Here is an 11,976-nt window from a genome sequence, read left to right on the forward strand (position 1 = left end):
CGTCAGGCCAGGCCGGCGACCAGCTCGGAGACCGGCTTGCGGCGCCCGGTGTAGAACGGCACCTCCTCGCGCACATGACGGCGCGCCTCGGAGGCGCGCAGATGGCGCATCAGGTCGACGATCCGGTGCAGCTCGTCCGCCTCGAAGGCCAGGATCCACTCGTAGTCACCGAGGGAGAACGACGCGACGGTGTTGGCGCGCACATCCGGGAAGCCGCGCGCCATCTTGCCGTGGTCCGCGAGCATCGTGCGGCGCTCCTCGTCGGGGAGGAGATACCAGTCGTAGGACCGCACGAAGGGGTAGACGCTGACGTAGTCGCGCGCGTGCTCGTCCGCGAGGAACGCGGGGATGTGCGACTTGTTGAACTCCGCCGGGCGGTGCAGCGCCATGTTCGACCAGACCGGCTCCAGGGCGCGGCCGAGCCGGGTGCGGCGGAACAGGTTGTACGCCTCCTGCAGGGCGTCGGAGGTCTCCGAATGCCACCAGATCATGACGTCCGCGTCCGCCCGCAGCCCGGAGAGGTCATAGGTGCCGCGCACGGTGACGTCCTTGGCGGCGAGCTGCGCGAACAGCTGCTCGACCTCGTCGGCGTAGCCGGTGCGGTCCTCCGGCAGCACATCGCGCAGCCGGAACACCGACCACAGGGTGTAGCGGATGACCTCGTTGAGGTCCTTGGCCTTCTTCCCGGCGTTGGGAGCCTTCGGGGACGGAGCGGTCTCGGGCGTGTCGGGGATCTCGGGAACAGCAGCAGTCATGGCTCCTATTCTCGCTCTCCGCCGTCGCCGCCCGCCGCCAGGGTCACCGTGAGCGGCTCAGGGGGTGTCCTGCCGATCACGCCGGGCTCCCGGCGCCCCCCAGCAGCTCGTCGGCGGCCGTGCGGGCGGATGCGACGCACGCGGGGATGCCGACGCCGTCGTAGAGCGCGCCGCACACCCGCAGCCCGGGCAGCTTGGCGACCTCCGCGCGGATCCGGGCGACCCGGTCCAGATGGCCGACCGGGTACTGGGGCAGCCCGCCGTCCCAGCGGGTCACCCGGGTCGCCACCGGCTTGGCGGCCAGGCCGGTGGCCGCGCCGAGATCGGCGAGCGACATCCCTACCAGATCGGCGTCGTCGCGCTTCAGATGCTCCTCGTCCTCAAACCGCCCGATCGAGGTACGCAGCACGAAGAGATCGGGCGCGGAGTCACGGAGCCAGCCCCATTTGCGGCTGGAGAACGTGGCCGCCTTGATCGTGTGGCCGTCGACCGGCGGGACCAGAAAGCCGCTGCCCCCGGCCAGCGACGCCACGTCCTCGCGGCGGAAGGCCATGGTGATCAGCGCCATGGAGGCGTAGTCCACGGCGGCCAGCTCGGCGGAGGCGGCCGGGCAGTCGGCCGCCAGGAGCCGGGCGGCGGCGGGCGCGGGGGCCGCCAGCACGACCGCGTCGGCCCGCAGCGCCCCGTCGTCGGTGACGACGGTCCAGCCGTCGGCGGCCCGCCGCAGCTCCCGTACGGGCGCGTCGGTGCGGATCTCGCCGCCCGCGGCCCGTACGGCGTCGGCCACGGCCAGCGGCAGGCGGCCGATACCGCCGTCGATGCCCATGAACACCGGCCCGTCCTGCCGCTGGGCCGACCGCTCGGCCAGCGCCCGGACCCCCTCGGACAGCGGGCGGTCCGCCTTGGCCAGTTCGAAGAGGGCCGGCACCGCGGCCCGCATCGAGGTGCGGTACACATCGCCCGCGTACACCCCGCCGAGCAGTGGCTCGACCAGCCGGTCCACGACCTCCCGGCCGAGCCGCTCCGCGATGAACCCGCCCAGCGCCACGTCCTCACCGACCGGGGTGGGCGGCAGCTCCGCGTCGCGGGCGATGCGGGCCAGCCCCTCGTCCGAGATCACCCCGGACGCGGCGAGCGGCGCCAGGTCGCCGGGCACGCCCATCACATGGCCCTTGGGCATCGGCCGCAGGGCGCCGCGCGTCCACAGGGCGGCGGTCGCGGTCGCGGGCGGCTGCAGCCGCTCGCCGAGGCCGACGGCGCGCGCCAGCTCCACCGCCTCCGGGCGCCGGGCGAGCATCGATTCGGCGCCCAGGTCCACGGTCACGCCCTCGATCTCGCCCGAGCGCAGCTTGCCGCCCAGCCGCCCCGACGCCTCCAGCACGGTCACCCGCGCCCCGCCGGTCCGCAGCCGGTGGGCGGCCGCGAGGCCCGAGATCCCGCCGCCGATGACGACGGTGTGGCCGGTGTGCCGGGGGTGCGGGGAGGTCGCTGCGCTCATGCCCCCACTCTCTCACCCGCCCCCAGGGGGTGATGGGCGCGGGCCGTGGCGAGGTCGGCCTCGATGCGGGCGGCGGCGGCCCGCAGCGCCGGAAGCAGCTCCTCCCGGGTGGCCTCCGCGCTGCCGCGGCCCGCGTGGGTGGCGATGTTGAGCGCGGCCACCACCTGGCCCTCCACGCCCCGTACGGGCACGGCCAGGGACCGCAGCCCCTCCTCCAACTCCTCGTCCACCAGGGCGTATCCGTCCCTCGCGGTGCGCTCCAGGACGCGGGCCAGCTCGGGCACGGCGGTCACGGTGTGCCGGGTCAGCGGCTTCGGGGCGAGCCCGGCGAGATGGGCGGCGCGCGCCTTTGGGTCGAGCCCGGCGAGCAGCACCCGGCCCATGGAGGTCGCGTAGGCGGGGAAGCGGGTGCCGATGGTGATGTTGACGCTCATGATCCGCACGGTGGGGACCCGCGCCACATACCGGATGTCGTCGCCGTCGAGGACCGCCAGGGACGCCGACTCGTGGACGGTGCGGACGAGTTCGCGCAGATGGGGCTGGGCCAGCTCGGTGAACGACAGGTCGCCCAGCGGCGCGTAGCCCAGCTCCAGCACGCGCGGCAGCGGGCGGAAGGCCCGGCCGTCGGCCGCCGCGTACTCGGCGTATCCCAGCTCGACGAGGGTGAGCAGGGAGCGGCGCGCGGTGGCCCGGGGCAGCCCGGTGGCCTCGGCGACGGCGGTGAGCGTGAGCCCGCGCCGCGCGCCCTCGCCCTCCGCCGCCTCCCCCGGCGTGCCCAGCGCCCGCAGCACGGTGAGGCCGCGCGCGAGCGACTGCAGATACCCGGCCCCCAGCTCCCGCTTGGCCACCCGCGCCGGATCCTCGGCCGACGCTTCCGGAGCGACGGGCGTCTCGGGCGGGCGGCGCGTGGGCGGGGCGGCCAACGCCGCCTCCATCGCCGGGATCTCCGCACACAGCGGACCCAGCACGGCGTCCCGCAGCGAGGCCACGTCATGGCGGCTGGTGTGACTGACCACGTTCACCGCGCACGCGATACGGCCCGAGGGGTCCCGGACGGGGACCGACACCGCCACCAGGCCGGGCTCGATCAGCTGGTCGTCGGCCGCCCAGCCGGTCCGGGCGGCCTCCCGCACGCGCGCCTCGAAGCCGGTGCCGGCGGCGGGCCGGTGGCGCGGCGGAACGGCGGGGAAGGTGAGGTCGAGGGGGTCGGCGGCGCGGCGGGCGCGCCAGGCCGCCCAGGCCCGCTCGTCCCACTCGGCGGCGAAGAGCGCGCCCGGGGCGCAGCGCTCGGCGGGAAGCAGATCGCCGATGCGGAAGGCGAGGGACATGGTGCGGCGGCGGGTGGCCTGGACGACGAAGCGCGCCCCGTCACCGTCCGGCACGGCGACCGAGACCGATTCGTCGAGCCCGTCGGCCAGCCGCTCGGCGAACGGACCGAGCGCGTCCGGCAGGCCGCTGGCGGCGAGGTAGGCGTTTCCCAGCTCCATGAGCCGGGCCGCGAGGCTGACGTCGCGCCCGTCGAGCCGCACATATCCGAGCTGTTCGAGCGTGCCCACGACGCGGTCGACGACGGACCGGGCGAGCCCGGTGCCGCGCACGAGGTCGCCGGGCCGGACCGTGGCATCGCCCTGGTGCGCGGCCAGCCGGGTCAGCTCGCACAGCACGGCGAGGCCGCGCTCGAGAGGGCCGACGGGGCCATTGACAGGTGGGGACTCCGGACCGAGACTCATCATGATTCAGATTATGAACGAAGTTTCACTCCGCGAACAAGTCGGGATCCTCATCTCACCCGGCCCGGACGGCCGGCCCGGACGAAGGGACCTTTCGATGCGCACGACCGTCGGGATCATCGGTGGAGGACCCGCCGGCCTGCTGCTCGCCCGTCTGCTGCACCGCGCCGGGGTGGACTGCGTGGTGCTGGAGAGCCGCGACCGGGCCTATGTCGAGCGGCGGCAGCGGGCCGGGATCCTGGAGCAGGGCACCGTGGACGTGCTGCGGGAGTGCGGCGCCGCCGAGCGCCTGGACCGCGAGGGGCTGCCGCACCAGGGCATCGAGCTGCGCTTCGAGGGCCGAAGCCACCGCGTCGACTTCCCCACCGCCACCGGCGGCAAGTCGGTGACGGTCTACGCCCAGACGGAGATCGTCAAGGATCTGGTCCGGCTCCAGCTCGCCGACCCCGGGGGCCCTCCGCTGCTGTTCGAGGCCGAGGCCCTGGCCATCGAGAAGGCGGATTCCGGGGCCCCGGTCATCCGCTTCCGCCACGAGGGCCGTGAGCAGACGCTGAGCTGCGGTTTCGTGGCGGGCTGCGACGGCTTCCACGGCATCGCCCGGCGCGCGGTCCCGGCCGGTCTGGTCCGCACCTTCGAGCGCACCTATCCCTATTCCTGGCTGGGGGTGCTGGCCGATGTGCCGCCGTCCTGCGAGGAGCTGATCTACGCCCGCCATCAGCGCGGCTTCGCGCTGCACAGCATGCGCTCCCCGCAGGTCTCCCGGCTCTATCTCCAGGTGCCGAACGGCACCGATCCCGCCGACTGGTCCGACGAGCGGATCTGGGACGAGCTGTCCACCCGCTTCGCCCTCGACACCGGCGGGTGGAGACTGGAGCGCGGTCCGATCACCGCCAAGTCCGTGACCCCGATGCGCAGTTTCGTGCAGGAGCCGATGCGCCACGGCAGGCTCTTCCTCGCGGGCGACGCGGCGCATATCGTGCCGCCGACCGGGGCCAAAGGGCTCAACCTCGCCGTCGGCGACGTGGTCACCCTGGCCCGCGCGCTCGCCCATCACCACACCACGGGCTCGACCGAGCTACTGGACGGCTATTCGGCGGCCTGCCTCGCCCGGGTGTGGCAGGCCGAGCGCTTCTCGTATGCCATGACGGACACCCTGCACCGGCGCCCGGAGCAGAGCCCGTTCGAGGACCGGCTGCAGATCGCCCAGCTGGACCGGATCGCCACCTCCCACACCGCTTCCGCCGAGCTGGCCGAGAACTACGTCGGCCTCCCGCTGTCATGACGGCCCCGGCGAGCCCCCCGGTGCGTCCCGCGGCGGGTCAGCGCACCGGCGCCGGGCGGTCGGTCGCGGGCCGGGTGCTGGCCGTGCTGGACGCGTTCGACGCCTCGCACCGTTCGCTGTCGCTCACCGCCCTCGCCCGGCGCGCCGGGCTGCCGCTGGCCACCGCGCACCGGCTGGTCGCCTCGCTCACCCACTGGGGCGCCCTGGAGCGCGACACCTCGGGGGCGTACCACATCGGGCTGCGGCTGTGGGAGGTGGCGACGCTGTCGCCGCGCGGGGTCGGGGTGCGCGAGGCGGCGCTGCCGTTCATGGAGGACCTGTACGAGGCCACCCATGAGAACGTCCAGCTGGCGGTGCGCGACGGCCTGGAAGTGGTCTTCGTCGAGCTGATCTCCGGCCGCTCCGCGGTCCATGTGCGCACCCGGGTCGGCAGCCGCTGGCCGCTGCACGCCACCGGCGTCGGCCTGGTGCTGCTCGCCTACGGGCCGCCGGGTCTTGGCGAGCGGGTGTGCGCCCGGCCGATGCGCCGGTTCACCGAGCGGACCATCCAGGACCCGGCCCGGCTGCGGGCCACCCTCGCCGAGGTGCGGCGCACCGGGATCGCGGTCAGCGACCGTCAGATCACCATGGACGGGCTGTCCATCGCCGCCCCGGTGCGGGGGCCGCGCGGGGAGGTGGTGGCCTCGCTGTCGGTGGTGGTCCCGGCCGCGGAGGGGCGGGCACCGGGGCTGATACCCGCGGTGCGGGTCGCCGCCCACGGCATCTCCCGTACTCTCGCGGCCGCCTGGGATCACGAGTCGCTCGCCGAGGCTTCCGGCTGACGGAAGACCTGGGTCCGCCTCTTGTCGGGGGTGTCTCCACGTCACGTCCTTGTAGGCCGCACCACGCTCCGGCAGCTGGACGTCCGCCGTCTACATCGACGGCGCGCTGATGCTCACGAGTGCCGTTCTGTACGTCCTGGTCCGCGAACCCATGGCGCGCTCGTAGCGTGGTACCCGACGGACCACGGCATACGGCGACGAAGGGGCGGACGCGATGGCGGCAGCACGGCGGATGGTGGTCATCGGGGGCGACGCGGCGGGGATGTCCGCCGCGTCCCAGGCGCGCAGGCTCGGCAAACCGGGCGAGCTGGAGATCATCGCCTTCGAGCGCGGCCACTTCACGTCGTACTCGGCCTGCGGCATCCCCTACTGGGCCGGGGGTCTGGTGGACGGCCCCGACGACCTCGTCGCCCGCACCCCAAAGGCGCACCGCGCGCGCGGTATCGACGTCCGCCTCCGCAGCGAGGTGACCGGGATCGACGTCGCCGGGCAGCGGGTCCGGGTCCGGGAGCTGGACGCGTCCGGCGGCGCCGAGCGCTGGCACGGCTTCGACGACCTGGTCATCGCCACCGGCGCCCGCCCCCGCCGCCCCGGCCTGCCCGGCATCGACGCGCCCGGGGTGCACGGGGTGCAGACCCTGGACGACGGGCGGGCGCTGCTGGAGACCCTGGAGGGCCGGACGGTCGAGCGGGCCGTCGTGGTCGGCGCCGGATACATCGGGGTGGAGATGGCCGAGGCGCTGACCCGCCGCGGCTGCCGGGTCACCGTCCTGGAGCGCGGCGAGCAGCCGATGGCCACCCTCGACCCCGACATGGGGCGGCTGGTGCGGGACGCGATGAGCGGGCTCGGCATCGACACCGTGACCGGCGCGGAGGTCGCCGAGGTGCTGACCGGTGAGGACGGCCGGGTGCGCGGGGTGGCCACCAAAGGCGGCGAATACCCCGCCGAGCTGGTGGTGCTGGGCCTCGGGGTGGCCCCGGAGACCCGGCTCGCCCGGGAGGCGGGGCTGCCGCTGGGCGAGTCGGGCGGGCTGCTCACCGACCTGGCCATGCGGGTGCGCGGCCATGGCAACATCTGGGCGGGCGGCGACTGCGTCGAGGTCCTGGACCTGGTGTCCGGCCGCACCCGGCACATCCCGCTGGGCACCCATGCCAACAAGCAGGGCCAGGTCATCGGCACCAACATCGGCGGCGGCTATGCGACGTTCCCCGGCGTGGTCGGCACCGCGGTCAGCAAGGTCTGCGATCTGGAGATCGCCCGCACCGGACTGCTGGAGGCCCAGGCGGAGTCGGTGGGGCTGCGCTTCCACACCGTCACCGCCGAGTCCACCAGCCGCGCCGGATACTACCCCGGCGCCCGCCCGATGACGGTGAAGATGCTCGCCGAGCGCCGCACGGGGCGGCTGCTCGGGGTGCAGATCGTCGGCCGGGAGGGCGCGGGCAAGCGCGTGGACATCGCGGCGGTCGCGCTCACCGCCGGGATGACGGTCGAGCAGGTCGCCTCGCTGGACCTGGGGTACGCCCCGCCGTTCTCCCCGGTGTGGGACCCGGTGCAGGTGGCGGCGCGCAAGGCGGCGGCCGTCGTACGGGAGGCCACCGGCCGGTAGCGGTCCGGCGCCGCCGGACGCGTCAGCGCTCGGTGCGGGTGTGGACGTACTCGACGAGCCGGGTCAGGGCGTCCGGGTCGGTGGTGGGCAGCACGCCGTGGCCGAGGTTGAAGATGTGCCCCTCAAGCCCCTGGGCCGCGTCCAGCACCTCGGCCGCCTTGGCCTCCACGGCCTCGCGCGGAGCGAACAGCACGGCGGGGTCGAGGTTGCCCTGCAGCGCCTTGCCGGGGCCCACCCGCCGGGCGGCCTCGTCCAGCGGCACCCGCCAGTCGGCGCCGACGACGTCCGCCCCGGCCTCGCCGAGCAGGCCGAGCAGCTCGCCGGTGCCGGCGCCGAAGTGGATGCGCGGCACGCCGTACCCGGCGACGGCCTCGAAGACCTTCGCGGAGGCGGGCATCACGCTGCGGCGGTAGTCGGACGGGGCCAGGGCGCCGACCCAGGAGTCGAAGAGCTGCACGGCCGAGGCGCCCGCCTCGATCTGCACCTTCAGGAAGGTGGCGGTGATGTCCGCGAGCCGGTCCAGCAGATCGGCCCACAGCTCCGGGTCGCCGTACATGAGCGCCTTGGTGTGCTCGTGGTTGCGCGACGGGCCGCCCTCGACCAGATAGCTGGCGAGCGTGAAGGGCGCGCCCGCGAAGCCGATGAGGGGGGTGGCGCCCAGTTCCCCGACGAGCATCCCGACGGCCTCGGTGACGTACTTCACATCGTCGGGGTCGAGCGGACGAAGCCGCTCCAGATCCGCGCGGCTGCGGATCGGCTGCTCCACCACCGGACCGACGCCGGGCTTGATGTCGAGGTCGAGCCCGATCGCCTTGAGCGGCACCACGATGTCGCTGTAGTAGATCGCCGCGTCCACCCGGTGACGGCGCACCGGCTGCAGCGTGATCTCCGTGACCAGGTCGGGGCGCGTGCAGGAGTCCAGCATGGCGATGCCCTTACGGACCTTGTGGTACTCCGGCAGCGAGCGCCCCGCCTGCCGCATGAACCACACCGGGGTGTGCGGCACCGGTTCGCGTCGACAGGCCCGGAGGAAGGCCGAATCGGCGCACGGGTTCGCCGCCGGACGGCCGGTCTGCTGCTGGCCCGAGGGCCGCTCTGTGGCGCTCATGCACCAAATCTTCGCACGGGCCGAACGAGTGACCCGCCAACCCGGGTGTTCCTCCCCGGTTGGAGCCCTCGGTGCGCCTAGTCTTCCGGGCATGGCAGCGGTTCAAGGACACCTCTCGAACGGTGCTGACGGTGCTGACGGCCCGGACGCGGGCGGGGAGGGCACCCCGCTCGCCTTCCGGCGTGCGGTCGCCGGTCTGCGCGCGGTACGGGTGCGGCCGGAGGTGGAGCTCGATCCGACCCCACCGCCGCGCCGGCTGGCGCCGTTCTCCTACGCACTCGAAGCGGTGGTCACGGACGCCACCGCCGCCGGCGACGAGGACGAGCTGGCCGAGGGCCGGCTCATCCTGTTGCACGACCCGGCGGGCCACGACGCCTGGCGCGGCACCTTCCGGCTGGTCACGCTGATCCACGCCGACCTGGAGCCGGAGATCGCGGCGGATCCCCTGCTGCCCGAGGTGTGCTGGTCATGGCTCACCGGCGCGCTGGACGCGCGCGGCCTCGGCTGCGTGGAGCCCAGCGGCACGGTCACGCGCGCCAGCTCCCACTACTTCGGCGGGATCGGGGAGCGGGAGCCCTCGACCCGGATCGAGATCCGCGCCTCCTGGACGCCGTCGGGCCACCCCTCCCCCGAGCCGGCCCGCCCGGAGCGGGCGGACGAGGCGGCCGCGGAGCCGCTGGGCGTCCCCGACACCGGGGCGCACCTGGCGGCCTGGTGCGATCTGCTGTGCCAGATCGCCGGGCTGCCGCCGGCCGGGACCACGGAGGCGGGTGTGGTCTCGCTCCCCCAGCGCCGCGGCCCCCAGCCCCGCTGACCCTCCGTATCCGCCCGCCGCCCGGTCGCGCTGTGCGCTTCCGGACACTCAGACAACCCCGCCTGACCGAGATTGCCCGAATTGTTACTCACCAAATCGTGATCATTCCCTAAAGCTGGACCGTATCGGTGCCGAAGGAGTGGTGACCCGTCCCACCACTTTCCAGGAGGCCTGGTGTCTGTTCTCCTCGAGCAACCGTCCAGCCTGGTCGCCTACCGCCCGAACAAGCCGACGGCCATGGTCGTCGTCGCCGACCCCCGCGTTCGTTCCACCGTCACCCGTCACCTGTGGGCCCTCGGGGTGCGCGACGTCATCGAGGCGTCGTCCGTCGCGGAGGCCCGCCCCCGTATCGGCAACCCGCGCGACATCTGTGTCGCCGAGGTCCACCTCCCCGACGGCTCCGGCCTCACCCTGCTGTCCGAGACCCGCGCCGCGGGCTGGCCGAACGGGCTGGCCCTCTCCGCCGCCGACGACATCGGCGCGGTGCGCAACGCGCTGGCCGGTGGCGTCAAGGGCTACGTCGTCACCGGCACCCGTACCAACCTGGGCATCCCCGGGCGCCCCGGCGCCGCCCCCATCGGCGCCGCCGCCGCCCGGATGCACCGCCGCCCGCCGGGCGCCCCCGGTCACCCGGGTGGCTACCGGGAGCTGTCGGGACGCGAGGTCGAGGTGCTGAGGCTGGTTGCGGAGGGCCAGTCCAACAAGGCCATCGGCGTCTCGATGGGCCTGTCCGCACTCACCGTCAAGAGCCACCTCGCCCGCATCGCCCGCAAGCTCGGCACCGGCGACCGGGCCGGCATGGTCGCGGTCGCGCTGCGTACCGGCATCATCCACTGAGTCCTGCGGCCGGGATCGCCCCGTCCCGCACCATCCCCGCGCCCGTCGACGGAACGTTCCGTCGACGGGCGCCCTGTGTACTCCCCGTACACAGCTACCCTTGACAGGTGACCGACGCCCAAGAGACCGCAGCAGAGACGACACTGCGAACCACCGGGGGCGCTCCTCCGGACGACCTCCCCCCGGCGCCGGTCCCCTTGCTGGAGCCGCGTGAGGGCATTCCGCCCGTCACCGCCGACCCGGACGCGCTCGCCGGCGTCGTCGCGGCCTTCGCCGCGGGCCACGGCCCCGTGGCCGTCGACGCCGAGCGCGCCTCCGGCTACCGCTACGGACAGCGGGCCTATCTGGTCCAGCTGCGCCGGGCCGGAGCGGGGACCGCACTGATCGACCCCATCGGCTGCCCCGACCTGTCGGGTCTGGGGGCCGCCATCGCCGACGCCGAGTGGGTGCTGCATGCCGCGACCCAGGACCTGCCGTGTCTGCGTGACATAGGCATGGTCCCGGACCGGCTCTTCGACACCGAACTCGCGGGCCGGCTGGCCGGGTTCGCCCGGGTGGGGCTCGGCGCCATGGTCGAGAACATCCTCGGCTACGCGCTGGAGAAGGGCCATTCGGCCGTCGACTGGTCGACCCGCCCGCTCCCCGAGCCGTGGCTGCACTACGCCGCGCTCGATGTGGAGCTGCTGGTCGACCTGCGGGACGCGCTGGAGGAGGAGCTGACCCGGCAGGGGAAGCTGGAGTGGGCCCACCAGGAGTTCGCGGCCATCGCCGCGGCCCCGCCCGCCCCGCCCCGTAAGGACCCCTGGCGGCGTACGTCGGGGATGCACAAGGTGAGACGACGACGGCAGATGGCCGTGGTGCGGGAGCTGTGGACGGCCCGGGACCGGATCGCCCAGCGCCGCGACGTCTCGCCCGGCAAGGTGCTGGGGGACGCGGCGATCGTGGAGGCCGCGCTCGCGCTGCCGGTGAACGCCCGGGCGCTGTCCGCGCTCAGCGGCTTCGGCCACCGGATGAGCCGTCGCCAGCTGGAGCAGTGGCAGGCCGCGGTGGACCGGGCCCGGGCCCTGCCGGAGGCCGAACTCCCCCAGCCCGGCCAGCCGGTGGCCGGTCCGCCCCCGCCGCGCGCGTGGGCGGACAAGGACCCGGCCGCGGCGGCCCGGCTCTCGGCGGCCCGCACGGCGGTGACGGCGCTCGCCGAACGGCTGAATCTGCCGCAGGAGAACCTGATCGCCCCGGATACGGTCCGGCGGCTGTGCTGGGAGCCGCCGGCGGAGCCGACGACGGACGCGGTGGCGGACGTTCTCGCCTCTCATGGCGCCCGCCCCTGGCAGATCGACCAGGTGTCCACGGTCCTGACCGGCGCCCTGCGGACGGAGACCGGGTGAGCCCGGAAGCGGCGTCCGGCGTGATGTGACGCGCGTGGACCGGCGGCCTCGGCCGCCGGTCCGTTTCATGCTGTGACCTGTGACCTTCGACGCTACGGCGGCGAAGACTGGGCAGCGTGGTTACTCATAAGTAGCATGAG

The 11,976-nt window shown here is 74.3% G+C and carries 10 protein-coding genes; 6 read left to right on the forward strand and 4 right to left on the reverse strand.

Going from position 1 to position 11,976, the window contains the following annotated elements; translation table 11 throughout:
- Positions 1-2: 2 nt before the first annotated feature.
- The 3 genes from hemQ to ASC60_RS11485 all read right to left on the reverse strand — a co-directional run bounded on the left by hemQ (position 3) and on the right by ASC60_RS11485 (position 3,983).
- Positions 3-755 carry a hydrogen peroxide-dependent heme synthase gene (gene hemQ / locus ASC60_RS11475; RefSeq protein WP_055549573.1) on the reverse strand — a complete coding sequence of 251 codons (753 nt, stop codon included), beginning with the start codon at positions 753-755 and terminating at the stop codon, positions 3-5.
- A gap of 76 nt (positions 756-831) precedes the next feature.
- Complete coding sequence (gene hemG, locus ASC60_RS11480; RefSeq protein ID WP_055549575.1) at positions 832-2,253, reverse strand: protoporphyrinogen oxidase; 1,422 nt, start codon at positions 2,251-2,253, stop codon at positions 832-834.
- On the reverse strand, positions 2,250-3,983 hold the full coding sequence (locus tag ASC60_RS11485) for an IclR family transcriptional regulator C-terminal domain-containing protein (protein ID WP_055550057.1): 1,734 nt from the start codon (positions 3,981-3,983) through the stop codon (positions 2,250-2,252). Before ASC60_RS11485 ends, hemG begins: the two co-directional genes overlap by 4 nt.
- Positions 3,984-4,080: 97 nt before the next feature.
- Here ASC60_RS11485 and ASC60_RS11490 point away from each other — a divergent pair, with 97 nt between their 5' ends.
- From ASC60_RS11490 to ASC60_RS11500, 3 genes are all read left to right on the forward strand, one after another.
- Positions 4,081-5,265: a 4-hydroxybenzoate 3-monooxygenase gene (locus tag ASC60_RS11490; protein ID WP_055549577.1), complete on the forward strand. Its 1,185-nt coding sequence runs from the start codon at positions 4,081-4,083 to the stop codon at positions 5,263-5,265.
- Positions 5,262-6,086 (forward strand): IclR family transcriptional regulator, encoded by an 825-nt coding sequence (locus ASC60_RS11495; protein ID WP_055549579.1) that lies wholly within the window; start codon positions 5,262-5,264, stop codon positions 6,084-6,086. Before ASC60_RS11490 ends, ASC60_RS11495 begins: the two co-directional genes overlap by 4 nt.
- Positions 6,087-6,300: 214 nt before the next feature.
- The gene (locus ASC60_RS11500; protein WP_055549581.1) at positions 6,301-7,692 is read left to right on the forward strand and encodes an FAD-dependent oxidoreductase; all 1,392 of its coding nucleotides are present in this window, start codon (positions 6,301-6,303) and stop codon (positions 7,690-7,692) included.
- A gap of 22 nt (positions 7,693-7,714) precedes the next feature.
- On the opposite strand, the gene hemE is transcribed toward ASC60_RS11500, so the two are convergent.
- The gene (gene hemE / locus ASC60_RS11505; RefSeq protein WP_055549582.1) at positions 7,715-8,800 is read right to left on the reverse strand and encodes a uroporphyrinogen decarboxylase; all 1,086 of its coding nucleotides are present in this window, start codon (positions 8,798-8,800) and stop codon (positions 7,715-7,717) included.
- Between the two features lie 91 nt (positions 8,801-8,891).
- On the opposite strand from hemE, the gene ASC60_RS11510 reads away from it, so the two are divergent.
- The 3 genes from ASC60_RS11510 to ASC60_RS11520 all read left to right on the forward strand — a co-directional run bounded on the left by ASC60_RS11510 (position 8,892) and on the right by ASC60_RS11520 (position 11,836).
- A complete protein-coding gene (locus tag ASC60_RS11510; protein ID WP_055549584.1) occupies positions 8,892-9,614 on the forward strand; it encodes a DUF3000 domain-containing protein in 723 nt (240 codons plus the stop codon).
- Between the two features lie 174 nt (positions 9,615-9,788).
- Entirely contained in the window at positions 9,789-10,451 is a 663-nt protein-coding gene (locus tag ASC60_RS11515; RefSeq protein ID WP_055549586.1) for a LuxR C-terminal-related transcriptional regulator, read from the forward strand.
- Between the two features lie 107 nt (positions 10,452-10,558).
- Positions 10,559-11,836, forward strand: coding sequence for a ribonuclease D (locus ASC60_RS11520; RefSeq protein ID WP_055549588.1), 1,278 nt, complete (start codon positions 10,559-10,561; stop codon positions 11,834-11,836).
- Positions 11,837-11,976: the final 140 nt, after the last annotated feature.

The sequence above is a fragment of the Streptomyces sp. NBRC 110028 genome, from assembly GCF_001417735.1.
Lineage (GTDB): Bacteria > Actinomycetota > Actinomycetes > Streptomycetales > Streptomycetaceae > Streptomyces.

What these genes read in the sequence shown, in the direction of transcription:
- hemQ (WP_055549573.1), bottom strand. Translation starts at nt 755, where the DNA reads ATGACTGCTGCTGTTCCCGAGATCCCCGACACGCCCGAGACCGCTCCG.
- hemG (WP_055549575.1), bottom strand. Translation starts at nt 2,253, where the DNA reads ATGAGCGCAGCGACCTCCCCGCACCCCCGGCACACCGGCCACACCGTC.
- ASC60_RS11485 (WP_055550057.1), bottom strand. Translation starts at nt 3,983, where the DNA reads ATGAGTCTCGGTCCGGAGTCCCCACCTGTCAATGGCCCCGTCGGCCCT.
- ASC60_RS11490 (WP_055549577.1), top strand. Translation starts at nt 4,081, where the DNA reads ATGCGCACGACCGTCGGGATCATCGGTGGAGGACCCGCCGGCCTGCTG.
- ASC60_RS11495 (WP_055549579.1), top strand. Translation starts at nt 5,262, where the DNA reads ATGACGGCCCCGGCGAGCCCCCCGGTGCGTCCCGCGGCGGGTCAGCGC.
- ASC60_RS11500 (WP_055549581.1), top strand. Translation starts at nt 6,301, where the DNA reads ATGGCGGCAGCACGGCGGATGGTGGTCATCGGGGGCGACGCGGCGGGG.
- hemE (WP_055549582.1), bottom strand. Translation starts at nt 8,800, where the DNA reads ATGAGCGCCACAGAGCGGCCCTCGGGCCAGCAGCAGACCGGCCGTCCG.
- ASC60_RS11510 (WP_055549584.1), top strand. Translation starts at nt 8,892, where the DNA reads ATGGCAGCGGTTCAAGGACACCTCTCGAACGGTGCTGACGGTGCTGAC.